At 33.5% G+C, this 12,268-nt stretch carries 15 protein-coding genes; 13 read left to right on the plus strand and 2 right to left on the minus strand.

All coding sequences use genetic code 11. The features are described from left to right. Positions 1-31: 31 nt before the first annotated feature. The 4 genes from rlmD (HMPREF3177_RS07985) to rlmD (HMPREF3177_RS08000) all read left to right on the plus strand — a co-directional run bounded on the left by rlmD (HMPREF3177_RS07985) (position 32) and on the right by rlmD (HMPREF3177_RS08000) (position 4,347). On the plus strand, positions 32-1,363 hold the full coding sequence (gene rlmD, locus HMPREF3177_RS07985; protein ID WP_070458536.1) for a 23S rRNA (uracil(1939)-C(5))-methyltransferase RlmD: 1,332 nt from the start codon (positions 32-34) through the stop codon (positions 1,361-1,363). An 81-nt stretch (positions 1,364-1,444) separates the two neighbouring features. Continuing rightward, positions 1,445-2,041 (plus strand): type IV toxin-antitoxin system AbiEi family antitoxin domain-containing protein, encoded by a 597-nt coding sequence (locus HMPREF3177_RS07990; protein WP_068131002.1) that lies wholly within the window; start codon positions 1,445-1,447, stop codon positions 2,039-2,041. Further along, positions 2,034-2,867, plus strand: coding sequence for a nucleotidyl transferase AbiEii/AbiGii toxin family protein (locus HMPREF3177_RS07995; RefSeq protein WP_070458538.1), 834 nt, complete (start codon positions 2,034-2,036; stop codon positions 2,865-2,867). The genes HMPREF3177_RS07990 and HMPREF3177_RS07995 overlap by 8 nt, the downstream gene beginning before the upstream one ends. A gap of 91 nt (positions 2,868-2,958) precedes the next feature. Then, the gene (gene rlmD, locus HMPREF3177_RS08000; protein WP_070458541.1) at positions 2,959-4,347 is read left to right on the plus strand and encodes a 23S rRNA (uracil(1939)-C(5))-methyltransferase RlmD; all 1,389 of its coding nucleotides are present in this window, start codon (positions 2,959-2,961) and stop codon (positions 4,345-4,347) included. Positions 4,348-4,638: 291 nt separating this feature from the next. On the opposite strand, the gene HMPREF3177_RS08565 is transcribed toward rlmD (HMPREF3177_RS08000), so the two are convergent. Continuing rightward, on the minus strand, positions 4,639-4,782 hold the full coding sequence (locus HMPREF3177_RS08565; RefSeq protein ID WP_168161332.1) for a hypothetical protein: 144 nt from the start codon (positions 4,780-4,782) through the stop codon (positions 4,639-4,641). Positions 4,783-4,864: 82 nt separating this feature from the next. Here HMPREF3177_RS08565 and HMPREF3177_RS08735 point away from each other — a divergent pair, with 82 nt between their 5' ends. The 9 genes from HMPREF3177_RS08735 to HMPREF3177_RS08035 all read left to right on the plus strand — a co-directional run bounded on the left by HMPREF3177_RS08735 (position 4,865) and on the right by HMPREF3177_RS08035 (position 11,252). Continuing rightward, the gene (locus HMPREF3177_RS08735) at positions 4,865-5,017 is read left to right on the plus strand and encodes an SHOCT domain-containing protein (protein ID WP_371440546.1); all 153 of its coding nucleotides are present in this window, start codon (positions 4,865-4,867) and stop codon (positions 5,015-5,017) included. Between the two features lie 76 nt (positions 5,018-5,093). Next, positions 5,094-5,309 carry a recombinase family protein gene (locus HMPREF3177_RS08675; protein ID WP_256388378.1) on the plus strand — a complete coding sequence of 72 codons (216 nt, stop codon included), beginning with the start codon at positions 5,094-5,096 and terminating at the stop codon, positions 5,307-5,309. Further along, complete coding sequence (locus HMPREF3177_RS08680) at positions 5,297-6,631, plus strand: recombinase family protein (RefSeq protein ID WP_256388377.1); 1,335 nt, start codon at positions 5,297-5,299, stop codon at positions 6,629-6,631. The genes HMPREF3177_RS08675 and HMPREF3177_RS08680 overlap by 13 nt, the downstream gene beginning before the upstream one ends. After that, positions 6,631-7,044, plus strand: coding sequence for a serine integrase family protein (locus tag HMPREF3177_RS08010; RefSeq protein WP_068131174.1), 414 nt, complete (start codon positions 6,631-6,633; stop codon positions 7,042-7,044). The genes HMPREF3177_RS08680 and HMPREF3177_RS08010 overlap by 1 nt, the downstream gene beginning before the upstream one ends. 3 nt (positions 7,045-7,047) lie before the next feature. Further along, the gene (locus HMPREF3177_RS08015; protein ID WP_070458544.1) at positions 7,048-8,613 is read left to right on the plus strand and encodes a recombinase family protein; all 1,566 of its coding nucleotides are present in this window, start codon (positions 7,048-7,050) and stop codon (positions 8,611-8,613) included. A gap of 341 nt (positions 8,614-8,954) precedes the next feature. Continuing rightward, the gene (locus HMPREF3177_RS08020) at positions 8,955-9,491 is read left to right on the plus strand and encodes a TetR/AcrR family transcriptional regulator (RefSeq protein ID WP_070458561.1); all 537 of its coding nucleotides are present in this window, start codon (positions 8,955-8,957) and stop codon (positions 9,489-9,491) included. After that, on the plus strand, positions 9,492-9,806 hold the full coding sequence (locus HMPREF3177_RS08025) for a DMT family transporter (protein WP_057995856.1): 315 nt from the start codon (positions 9,492-9,494) through the stop codon (positions 9,804-9,806). It begins immediately after the preceding gene. A gap of 74 nt (positions 9,807-9,880) precedes the next feature. Next, positions 9,881-10,174: a DMT family transporter gene (locus HMPREF3177_RS08030; protein WP_371327374.1), complete on the plus strand. Its 294-nt coding sequence runs from the start codon at positions 9,881-9,883 to the stop codon at positions 10,172-10,174. A 592-nt stretch (positions 10,175-10,766) separates the two neighbouring features. After that, the gene (locus HMPREF3177_RS08035) at positions 10,767-11,252 is read left to right on the plus strand and encodes a gamma-glutamylcyclotransferase family protein (RefSeq protein WP_070458548.1); all 486 of its coding nucleotides are present in this window, start codon (positions 10,767-10,769) and stop codon (positions 11,250-11,252) included. A gap of 115 nt (positions 11,253-11,367) precedes the next feature. Here HMPREF3177_RS08035 and erm read toward each other — a convergent pair whose 3' ends face one another. Then, the gene (erm, locus tag HMPREF3177_RS08040) at positions 11,368-12,102 is read right to left on the minus strand and encodes a 23S ribosomal RNA methyltransferase Erm (protein ID WP_070458552.1); all 735 of its coding nucleotides are present in this window, start codon (positions 12,100-12,102) and stop codon (positions 11,368-11,370) included. Between the last annotated feature and the right edge of the window lie 166 nt (positions 12,103-12,268).

Raw genomic sequence — 12,268 nt, forward strand, 5'->3', positions numbered from 1 at the left:
TCTATTTTTAAAAGAGAAAACAGGGGATCACATGGACAATACATATAAAAGTAAAGTGTCAGGATATACACATGACGGTAGAGGTGTTGTAAAAGAAAATCACCTCGCGTTTATAGATGGCGCTATAAGAAATGAAACAATTACATATACACTCACTCAGACTGGTAATAAGTTTAGTCAGGGGAAAGTAGTAGATGTTTTATCGAGAAGTGAAAATCGTGTAAATCCACCGTGTAAATATTATGACATCTGTGGTGGATGCCACGTTCAACATATGAATGAAACCGAGGAACGAGACTTTAAAAAAGAAGCGGTTTTAAATACGTTAAGACGTCATATTAAAGATATAGAAGTGAACGATACAGTTGAACTTGACGAACTATATTATTACCGAAATAAAACAGCGTTTGCAGTGAGAGAACAGCGTGGTAAAGTGGTTATCGGTCAATTTCAAAAAAATGGTAAAGACGTCGTCGATATCGATCATTGTATGATTCAAAAAAGAAGTCATAACGAGATCATCGAAGTGTTAAGAAAACTGATAGTAAAATACGACATTTCAATTTACAATGAAGAGAAACATACTGGGTTTTTAAGGCACTTAATCATCCGTTCTAATCACGATGACAGTGAAATACAAATCGTGTTTGTTACGAATGGTAAATCATATACATTTAAACCATTAGTCGATGAACTCGTTCAAGACGCTAGAATTACAAGTGTCATTCAAAACATTCACACTGAAAGAACAAATCTCGTCACGAGTTACAACTCAGTCGTACGATACGGTAAGTCATATATAGTGGATGAGTTATTAAATAAACAATTTAAAGTGAAAGACTTATCGTTTTATCAAGTAAATCATGAAATTACAGAAAAGATGTATAGTGAAGCAATCGAACGGGCTGCACTAACAAAAACAGACGTCGTCATCGATGCGTATTCAGGTATTGGTACGATCGGTCAATTATTAGCAGACAAAGTGGATGAAGTAATTGGTGTAGAAGTCGTCGAAAGTGCAGTCGAGGACGCAAGAGACAATGCAAAGTTAAACGACATAAAAAATGCGACGTATGTATTAGGTAAAGCTGAAGAGAAAATTAAAGAGATTGTAAACGAAAAACATATCGATGCATTATTTATCGACCCACCGAGGAAAGGGTGCGACCGTACATTTTTAGATACGGTTTTACAAGTGGAACCAGAGAGAATCGTGTATATCTCATGTAATCCAGCAACACTCGGACGCGATTTAAAAATATTAAGTGAAAAATATACAATAGGACCAGTCACACCGTACAATATGTTTTCAAAGACGTATCACGTGGAGGCTTTAGTGTCACTGACAAGGAAAAATGATTAAATTTGAATTGATATGATTTCTATTTATTACTTCCTTTTGTGCTTTGTTTTATATATAATAAAGCACAAAAGGAAGTTTTTTATGAACAAGAAAAAAATAAATAATATTATTAAAAAAAATAATGGAATAATTACAGCATCAGAAGCTACAGAAAAAAGTATAGATTCTTGGTATCTTACAGATATGGTTCGAAATGGTGAACTTGAAAGAGTAGCAAGAGGTGTTTATCTTCATCCTTCCTATGATAATTATGATGAACTATATATTTTCCAACTTCAACATAAGGTATGCATTTATTCTTATCAAACCGCGCTTTATCTACATGGTCTGACTGAAAGACTACCTTTTACTAACGAAGTTACGGTATATCAGGGATATAATACTTGGAGAGTAAAAGATATGGTTATACCTCATCATGTAAAAAAAGAATGGTACGAAGTGGGAATTACTGAGGTTAAAACGGAGATAGGTAATATAGTTTCGGTATATGATATGGAAAGAACACTTTGTGATATTGTTAGAGATCGAAAAAATCAAGATCCTGAAATATTTTCAAAAGCTTGGAATTTTTATCTGAAGAGAGATAGTAAAGATATATGGAAATTAAGAAAATATGCGAATATATTTGGAATATCCGAACAGATTGAAAATATTTTAGAGGTTATTGTATATGAATAAAGATAGTATAACTGCAAAAATTAGAAATAAAGCTATGGAATTAAAGATTAACTATAATTTAGCGCTAAATCAATTTTTCTTTGATGAATTCCTAAAACTTTTGTCACAAAGTAAGTATAAAGATAATTTCATGCTTAAGGGAGGTATTCTACTGACATATAAGTTAGGAGTTCAAAATAGAGCTACTCAAGATATAGACTTTTTAGCAAAGGGAATTAACATCGACTCTGACAATATTAAATCTATTTTAATATCAATAATTTCAGAAATTAATCAATCAGACGTTTGGTTTGAAATTGACGGGCATGGTGAAAGAATACGCTCTGATGATGAATATGGTGGACATAGATTTAAATTAATTGGCCATCTATCAAACATAAGGATTCCTTTTGCTGTAGATATTGCAACAGGAGATTCAGTTTATCCTAGTCCAGTTGATGAGGAATATCAGACAATCTTAGGAGATAGATATGACCTTAAATGTTATCCAATTGAGTCTGTTTTGTCGGAAAAACTCCATACGATATTAACTAGAGCTGAAAATAATAGTAGGAGTAAGGACTATTATGATGTTTATACAATTTTTAGCACACAAATAGAAAAAATAAATTTTGAAGATTTGAAAAGAGCTGTATCACTTACTTTTAAATATAGAAAAACAAATATTTCCAAAGATAGAGCTATTGAAATTATAAATCTTATAAAAAATAATGAATCAATTAGGGATAGATGGAGTAGATATCAGAATAAAAACCCATATGCTAAAGGAATAGATTTTGCTCAGGTTATTGGTACAATTTATAATTTAATTGAAGAGGTAATGTAAACAATTAATTCAGATAATTATGATGGAGACGGTAATGTCTATTACTTTAATTAGTCTAGAAACTAAAGAAGAAATGTAGAAGGTGAAGATTATGTCAAAGTCACGTACATATGATGTGACAATAAAAAGTTTTAATAAAAAAGGTCAAGGAGTTACTAAGTATCGAAGAGATGATTGGGAGGGTAAAGGTAAGAATTTACGTTTAACAATTCCTCTCACTATTCCTGGAGAAGTAGTCCGTGTTGAAGTACCAAATGCTATGAACCGTAAAAGTGCGTTTACGCATCCAATTGAAATTTTAAAAAAAGATGACAACCGTATCGACGCACCGTGTAAATATTTTGATATTTGTGGTGGATGTCAGTGGCAACATTTTGATTATAATGCGCAACTAAAAGTAAAAGAAAATGCGGTTAAAATGCACATCGAAAACAATGGTTTCGATCCTTCAGTGATTCGTCCAATTATCGGTGCAGAAAATATGTGGCGTTATCGTAACAAAATGGAGTTTACGTTCGGTAGTAACGGTGAACTAGGTCTCCATGAAATGGATAACTTTAGAAATATTATAGACCTTGATTCATGTTTAATTGCTGGTAGTGAGACTGAAAAAGTGATGAATTTAGTCTCAGAGTGGACGAAGCAAAGTGGTATTAAAACGTACAACAAAGATACAAAAGAAGGAATTTTACGTTACTTAATGGTGCGTGAATCTCAACATACAGGTGAAGTCATGTGTGCGATATTTGCTGCAGATGATCCAGAACCATATGAAGAAGAAATTAATAAACTATTAAAAACGTTAGTATCTGAAATAGAAAATATCGAGAGTATTACGTGGTCAAAAAATACGGATTTAGCAGATATGACGCAATCAGAACGTACAGTTGTTCTTCATGGTAGAGATTATATTCATGACGAAATGTACGGGTTTAATTACCGTCTATGGTTTGATACGTTTTTCCAAACAAATCCAAGACAAGCAGAAAAATTAGTAGACCTCGCGATAGACTTCGTGAAACCGACGAAAGATCAGTCGATGATTGACTTATTTTGCGGAGTAGGAACGTTCTCATTACCATTTGCAACGCGTGTTAAAAGACTCGCTGGAATTGAAATTGTCGAGAGTTCTATAGAATCAGCGAAACAAAACGCTGAAGATAACGATGTTACTAATACTTATTTCCTCGCAAAGGACGCTAGACGCGGTATCGACGAAGTGCTAGAAAACTGGGGTAGACCAGATGTCATTATGCTCGATCCACCAAGATCAGGTGCAGGTGGAAAAGTAATGCGTAGAATCGGACGCCTTCAAACAGATAGAGTAGTATACGTTTCATGTAACCCAGAAACATTCGCAAAAGACATCACATGGCTCAGAGATTTTGGCTATGAACTAAAAATCGTACAACCTGTAGATCTATTTCCGCATACAGTGCATGTGGAGTTGGTGGCGCTGTTGTCAAGGGTGGAAAAGTAAAAGGTTGAAGTGTTAAAAATGTGGGTAAGCAACAATTAAAAGTAATGAAAGCTGGATTTAAAGATGTGTTTGTGAAATATGAGTAAATAAAAACAACCGAGGAGCAGTTAAACTCTTCGGTTGTAACTTAAATGACTATTTAATCTTCCACAATCGCGCCCGATTGTGGAATTATTTAATTTAATTATAACACTTCAAACAATTCTCTCTTTGAGCCTTTTTATAAAATTTCAAAAGAAATTTATTTGTAATTTTTAAACAGGGTGTTAAAAACCAACCTTTTAAAAACGATTAAATATTTTGCCTTTCAATATTTAATTCATCTTGTTCAATTTGATATTCCTGTTCTTCAATATCTAATTCATCTTGTTCAATTTGATATTCTTGTTCTTCAATATCCAATTTCTCTAGTTTAGCATTATTTAAATTAAACATTTCAATCATCCCTCCAATAAAATTGACCGTTTGCTGAATAATCTACTTTCATTATATCTAGAACTTCAATTACATATCAACTATTAATGAACTTCATTTTCATCTTGCTGAAAAAATGCTTATGAAACTACGTGAAGAGGAGCTTATTTCTCAGGAAGAATTCGATCAAATAAGTAAATTAATTCGTCAAAAATTCAATACATTATTAGGTCCTTTAATGTGCGACAAATCTTGATTTAACAGTGTTCTAACGCAAATATGTCACGTACAAGAAAGGGAGTGAGTGGATGAGAAAGATAACAACACTTGATATGTCAAAATATTCATCAGTAAATCCGAAACAAAAGGTAGCCTCATATATACAAGTGTCAACATCAAATGAGGATCAGCTGTTTAGCCTAGAGGCTCAAAGACGACACTACAAAACTTTGATTGAAAAGAATGATGAATGGCGACTTGTCGACATTTATAGTGATGAAGGCATAACAGGGACCAAAAGGATAGACGATCAGAATTGCTTCGATTAATATCTGACTGTGAAAAAGAAAAGATTGACTTCATTTTAACAAAATCAATTAGTCGATTTGTGAGAAACACAATTGATTGCTTAGAGTTAGTCAGAAAATTGATGAACTTAGGTGTACACATTTATTTTGAAAAAGAAGACATCAATACAAATTCGATGGAAAGTGAAATCATGCTTTCAATCTTAAGTAGCCTTGCAGAAAATGAATCAGTGTCACTTTCCGAAAACAGTAAATGGTCGATTAGACAAAGATTTAAACGAGGGATTTACAAGTTATCGTACCCGCCATACGGTTACGATTATATCGATGAACAAGTAATTGTAAATGAAGAACAAGCACAGGTCGTCAAGCGGATTTTTAACAGTGTACTAGAAGGAATAGGAACGGAAAGAATTGCCAGGCAGTTAAATGAAGAAGGAATTCCAACAAAACGAAATGGCAATTGGACAGGTTCTACGATACGTGGAATTGTTAAGAACGAAAAATACACTGGAGATGTGCTACTTCAAAAGACTTTTACTGATGAGCATTTTAATCGAAAAGTAAATCAAGGTGAACTGGATCAATACTTAATTGAAAATCATCATGAAGCAATCATCACACATACTGATTTTGAAGCGGCTAATCGAATGCTAGAATATCAAGCAAGCCAAAAGAATGTAGCTGCTGGAAGTAGAAAGTATTTAAACCGTTATCCTTTTTCAGGGAAAATTGAATGCGCGGAATGTGGCGATACATTTAAAAGGAGAATTCACACTTCTACGCATAGAAAATATATTGCTTGGTGCTGTTCAACACACATTAAAAACAGAGATGAATGTTCGATGCTTTTCATTAAGGAAGAACGCATTCATCAAGCTTTTATTACAATGATGAACAAACTCGTTTTTGCTCGAAAAGAAATACTACATCCACTTTTTGAAACAATGAAAAATGGCTTTAAACATGATACAGAAGAACAGCTCGATCATATTGAATTGCAATTGACTGAGTGCTATGCGAAGAGTCAAATGTTGAAAAAGCTAATGGATGATAAGTTTTTAGAACAGAAATTGTATGAAGAACAACGGGCGAAAATGGACAACCAAATTAATGAGTTGTTGGAGGATAAAGAACGGTTGCTACGACTTATTCGCAACGAAGAAGAACAAGTCTACGAACTGAAAAGACTGATGAGTTTCACCAATAAACAGCAGAAGGTTGCATCATTTGAAGAAACGATATTTAACGAATATATTGAAAAGGTTTATATACACTCGTCAACAAAAATAGGTTTTTTATTAAAAAGTGGCTTGTTGCTAAAGGAAGAGGTGAATAGGTGATGGCACATACACCATTTGGCTATCAAATTGAAAACGGTAAAGTAGTCATAAATAAAGAAGAGCTGAAACAACTGCAGCATCTTTTTCAAGCGTATTTATCAGGATTGTCATTAGCAAATGCCGCTAAGGAAGCGGGAATAAAGCGAAATCATGGCGGTATTACCCGAATATTAACGGATGAAAGATACTTAGGAACGGATATTTTTCCTACCTTAATATCAAAAGAATTATTTGAAAAAGTGAAGATAGAAAGATATAAACGGGCAAAAAAATTAGGAAGACTAAATAAAAAACAAGAAGAAACCCCGTTTGAAATTCCCACATTCACTTTACCATCTATCGATATCAAACATGACAACCCATATAAACAAGCAGAATATGTTTACAGTTTAATAGAAAGTGTGGTGACCTAGAGTATGGAAAGTTCAAGAAATGTTACAGTCATCCCGGCAAGACCAAGAAGAACGAGGGAAGTAAGTGATAAGCAAAAGCTGAGGGTAGCTGCTTATTGCCGAGTATCAACTGACAGTGATGAACAGGCAACGAGTTATGAAGTGCAAATCGAACATTACACGTCATACATTCAAGCTAATCCCGAGTGGAAACTTGCAGGAGTTTATGCAGACGATGGCATTACAGGAACGAACACAAAAATGCGAGAACAGTTTAATAAAATGATAGCTGATTGTATGGATGGAAAAATCGATATGATCATTACAAAGTCCATTAGCCGATTTGCAAGGAACACGTTAGATTGCTTGAAATATATAAGAAAGCTGAAAGAACAAGATATACCCGTATTCTTTGAAAAAGAAAATATCAATTCGATGGATGCGAAAGGGGAAGTGATGTTGACGATTATGGCGTCACTTGCTCAGCAAGAAAGTCAGTCGCTTAGCCAAAACGTAAAACTTGGTATTCAATATCGATACCAACAAGGCGAAGTGCAAGTAAACCATAATCGATTTCTCGGCTACACAAAAGATGAAAATAAACGCTTAGTCATTGTGCCAGAAGAGGCGGAAATCATCAAGCGAATTTACCGAGAATACCTGGAAGGATTTAGCTTAAATAAAATTGCAAAAGGACTTGAAGCGGACGGCATATTAACAGGTGCGGGAAGAAAGAAATGGTACAGTAGTTCACTGCATAAAATTCTGACGAACGAAAAATATATGGGAGATGCACTCCTTCAAAAAACATATACAGTCGATTTCTTATCGAAAAAGCGAGTGAACAACGATGGGGTTGTTCCACAATATTATGTAGAAAACAATCATGAAGCTATCATACCAAAGCACCTTTTCATGTTAGTACAAGAAGAATTGAAAAAACGAAAAATCGCTCATATTAGTAAAAATGGACAAAGGCGAAATTACAGCAGTAACTACAGTTTGGCTCAGATTGTATTTTGTGAAAACTGTGGAGAAATATTTAGAAGAGTCCATTGGAATAACCGAGGGAAGAGGTCAATCGTTTGGCGATGCGTCAGCAGGCTTGAAAATACAGGAGTGTTTTGTGATGCGCGAACTGTTAGAGAAGATGACTTAAAGCAAGCCGTTATCCAAGCGATAAATGAACTGTTTAAAAATCGGAGCAACTTTCTAAAAGTCTTAGAACAAAATATTGCACATACGTTATCAAGTCATTTACACGATAAACTGGTGAAAGTTGAAAAAGAACTGGAAGCCTTGCAACATTCTTTAATCGGCCTAGCGAATTCGAACAAAGACTATAATGACGTTGTCGATAATATTTACAAACGTAGAGAAGAAAAACAACAACTTCAACTAGAGATTGCAGAACAAGATAATGGAAGAGAACGATTGGAACAAATATCAGCGTTATTAAAAGAGCAAACATGCGAACTAGAAACGTATGATGAGCAGCTAGTTAAGCGGATGGTTGAGAGAATTGTAGTTCATCCTGAAAAGTTGGAGATTGAATTTAAGTCTGAAATGATTGTTGAAATTGATGTATAGATTAATTGCATGACCCTGTGAAATCGGAGGTAACTTTTCATCGGCTTTTCAATTCTTTATTATCAAGATATCGATAGTCTAGTTGATTGGATAATAGGGACAACTTACAAGTGGAAGTTTCAGAGTATTGCCATTTGGTCAGTAGGTCAGGAAGATATGCGAATTTAGGGAGCATTACCGAAACAAATATTAATAATTCAAGAATGTCTACTAGATGTAGGCATTTTTTTATAACAGTATCATTTTATATAAAATCAATAATTGACAATTTAAAAATGATTTGCTAATATTACTGTACTGAACGTTCAGTACAGTAATATAGATAACTGGAGTGATGTATGTTGAGTAAAAAAGAAGAACTTCTTACAAATGCGGCTAAGATTATAAATGAGGAAGGTATCCAAAAATTAACCATGCAGTACCTTGCCGAGAAGTCTGGAATTACAAAAGGTGGTGTTCTCTATCACTTTGATAGTAAAGAAATATTATTATTAAATATGAATAAAATGGTGATAGAACAATTCGAGGGAAAAATTAACAAATATAAATCTAAACTGTCTGGATCTTATCAATTTACACGGGCATATGCATTAGCAACCATTGACTATTTAGATGATACTGAAAATGTTTTGCTTCCATCGGTTTTTATTTCTTCTCTAGAAGATGGAAAGAGTATAGAACTGTGGGAATCCGTATCTGAACACTGGATCAAACTATTCGATCAAGACAAAGGAAATCCTGATAAGATTTTAGAACTGCGTTTGATTTGTGACGGAATTTGGTTTTCTATCATGTATAGCTATGTGGATATTTTTAAAGAAAGAATGGAAAAAATAGTGCTTCATTATTGTGATTTAATGGAAAGAGATGTGATTTAAATGGCATATGTATTTTTAGTAAGTGCGATTCTTGCGGAAGTATTTGGTACAAGCATGATGAAACTAACTTCAATAAGTAGCAATAAAAAAGTACTTTCGATCCTTGGGGTAATTATTGGGTATGCGTTAGCCTTTTATTTACTCTCATTGTCATTAATTTCCATACCGTTAAGTTTCGCTTATGCAGCTTGGAGTGGGACAGGAACAGCATTAACAGCACTCGTAGGTTTTTTAATTTTTAAGGAAAAAATAACTATACAAGGCGCTGTAGGTATTCTTTTACTGATTGTTGGCGTTGTATTAATGAGAATTTAAAAAGGAGTTATTATGGTATGAAATATTATTTGATTTTATTTACTTCCATTTTATTTGAAATTTTTGCTACATCGATGCTTAAACTATCTGATGGGTTTACGAATTTAATTCCTAGTATTGCTCTTGTCATTGGCTTTGGAATTTCTTTTACTTTGTTAATTATTTCTCTAAAGTTTATTCCACTAAGTGTCGCATATAGCATATGGGCTGGACTTGGGACTGCAGGAACAGCTTTAGTTGGAATGTTTCTTTTTAATGAAATCCTCTCAGGCTTAAACGTTTTCGGTCTTATGATCATTATTGTTGGTGTCGTCATCATGAATCTCGAAAAAAAGTCTGATAATCTAAGTAGTTCAAATGCTCTATGAAGTTTATTGACAAATTATTTACTTAAGAAATTATATGTAATTGTTATTTCTAAAATCAAGGTAAGAATAAATTTTCACGTCAATATCATTAATATAAACCCAATTTTATCCAACTGACACGATGTTCAGTTGGAATTCTATTTTCTAGAATGAAATTATTCGAGAAAAACGTAATCTAAAAGAAGTTGAAGCAACAAATTCCCGGCTGAATGGGAGTCTTTTTGTGTATTGATTAGAACTATTTCAGGTTCCGAATTTGAGTAAATTCATTGATATGTTCCCACGTACGTACACCTTTAGTCGATATGTTCCCGCAAACGTACTCACCCATAAAAAAGCGCTAGACATCAAGCTTGGTGGCTCGTCCCACTGTGAAATTGTGGCGTTATTGTCTAGGGTGGATGAATAGGAAGAGTTGAAGTGTTGATAGAATAAGGTTTATAGGGTTTCGCTGAAGTTTATTTTGGATGGATAAACGAGCGAAACCCTTTTCTATTAGCTTTAGATGCCCTGAAAATCAGGGTTGACATGGAGATTCCGGGTTGGTTAAGCCACCTGGGATCATTCAAAAGTAAATTGTGAAAGGATTGAAATGATGGTGAAATTATATATTGCCTACGGATCAAATTTAAATCTAGAGCAAATGGCAAACAGGTGTCCAACGGCAAAGGTAGTAGGAACAAGTGAAATAAAGGACCACAAACTCGTTTTTAGGGGGCCACACGCGCATGCTGTTGCAACGGTTGAACCATGCAAGGGAGAAAGCGTTCCGGTCCTTGTGTGGCAGATTACCTCTAGTGACGAAAAGGCACTTGATCGTTATGAAGGATGGCCACATCTGTATAGAAAAGAAATGATGAAAGTTAAAGTAGATAAAAAGACAGTAAATGCGATGGTCTATATTATGAATGAAGGCAGACCACTTGAGCAGCCGAGTTGTTACTATTACTCAATCATTTTAGAAGGTTATCAAAGCGCAGGATTTGATGTCGAATATTTACGTAGAGCAGTTGAGAATTCATATAAAAAAGACGGTGTTACTTTAGAAAACGAATCTAATGGAGGGAAATTAGTGTAGTCCGAATAATATGATAATATATGAGCAAAGTTGAACACACTAGGTGAATGGAAAATACCAAAAAAGGACTGCCTAGATGGCAATCCTTTTTATTAAATGCTAAGGAATTTGTCACTTAGTTATTAAACAATTTATAGCTATTAAATACTGATAAAAATTGTTCGAAGTTAATGTTCCTTAAATCCTTTATTTTTGCATAACTTAAGGCTTTATTAAACTGGTTTTTAGTAAATAGTTCTCTGTATTCTTGGTTAACCCATTTCATAACAAAATTATTATATATTTTTTTATCTTTGTGTGATATTTTTGATGGGTGTCTTTTTAACATAATTAAAGAACTATTAATTTTAGGTTTTGGATGAAAGTATTCTTTAGGGATTTTACTTAATATGGATATATCTACTTCAGTCATTAAAAGTAACGCTAGAGAACGATTTGTATTGAGTAGCCTTTTAGCAAATCCTTCCTCGACTATTAAGTAACTAACTGTTGCATTACTTTCAAAGACAATTTTTCGTACTATATCCGTACTTATATAATAAGGTATATTACCATAGATTTTATATGTTCTGTTGTTTGGGAACTTGAACTGTAATATATCCTTATTTATAATTCGAAAATTATCGTAATTTGTAACTTTATTTTGTGTTTGAATACATAAATTTGAATCTATCTCGATAGCTGTTACATAATTACATTTTTGAACCAGTTCTAGTGTGAAATGGCCTTTTCCTGAACCAATTTCAAAAACATTATCATCGCTATTTAATTCTAAATTACTCATAATTTTATTTATATGTCGTTTCGAGGTAATAAAGTTTTGACTAAATTTTATCTCTTTTTTGTTCATTATAACCCACTCCAATGTGGTTATAATGAATTTTCTATATTAACAATTCATTATAACCAATTATTTTTCATTCCTAAATTGCAATATTAAATGCAACACTTTATGTGAAACCACTATATAAGGTTTTTATGTCAATTTGTTGATTGTGTGGCCTAGGCCACACAAT

This window comes from Nosocomiicoccus sp. HMSC09A07 (assembly GCF_001808485.1).
In the GTDB taxonomy this organism is placed as follows: domain Bacteria; phylum Bacillota; class Bacilli; order Staphylococcales; family Salinicoccaceae; genus Nosocomiicoccus; species Nosocomiicoccus ampullae_A.

Coding starts and splice junctions, on each gene's coding strand:
- HMPREF3177_RS08675 (WP_256388378.1), top strand. CDS start 5,094: ATGTCAAAATATTCATCAGTAAATCCGAAACAAAAGGTAGCCTCATAT.
- HMPREF3177_RS08035 (WP_070458548.1), top strand. CDS start 10,767: ATGATGGTGAAATTATATATTGCCTACGGATCAAATTTAAATCTAGAG.
- HMPREF3177_RS07995 (WP_070458538.1), top strand. CDS start 2,034: ATGAATAAAGATAGTATAACTGCAAAAATTAGAAATAAAGCTATGGAA.
- HMPREF3177_RS08010 (WP_068131174.1), top strand. CDS start 6,631: ATGGCACATACACCATTTGGCTATCAAATTGAAAACGGTAAAGTAGTC.
- rlmD (WP_070458541.1), top strand. CDS start 2,959: ATGTCAAAGTCACGTACATATGATGTGACAATAAAAAGTTTTAATAAA.
- rlmD (WP_070458536.1), top strand. CDS start 32: ATGGACAATACATATAAAAGTAAAGTGTCAGGATATACACATGACGGT.
- HMPREF3177_RS08565 (WP_168161332.1), bottom strand. CDS start 4,782: ATGTTTAATTTAAATAATGCTAAACTAGAGAAATTGGATATTGAAGAA.
- HMPREF3177_RS07990 (WP_068131002.1), top strand. CDS start 1,445: ATGAACAAGAAAAAAATAAATAATATTATTAAAAAAAATAATGGAATA.
- erm (WP_070458552.1), bottom strand. CDS start 12,102: ATGAACAAAAAAGAGATAAAATTTAGTCAAAACTTTATTACCTCGAAA.
- HMPREF3177_RS08015 (WP_070458544.1), top strand. CDS start 7,048: ATGGAAAGTTCAAGAAATGTTACAGTCATCCCGGCAAGACCAAGAAGA.
- HMPREF3177_RS08025 (WP_057995856.1), top strand. CDS start 9,492: ATGGCATATGTATTTTTAGTAAGTGCGATTCTTGCGGAAGTATTTGGT.
- HMPREF3177_RS08030 (WP_371327374.1), top strand. CDS start 9,881: ATGCTTAAACTATCTGATGGGTTTACGAATTTAATTCCTAGTATTGCT.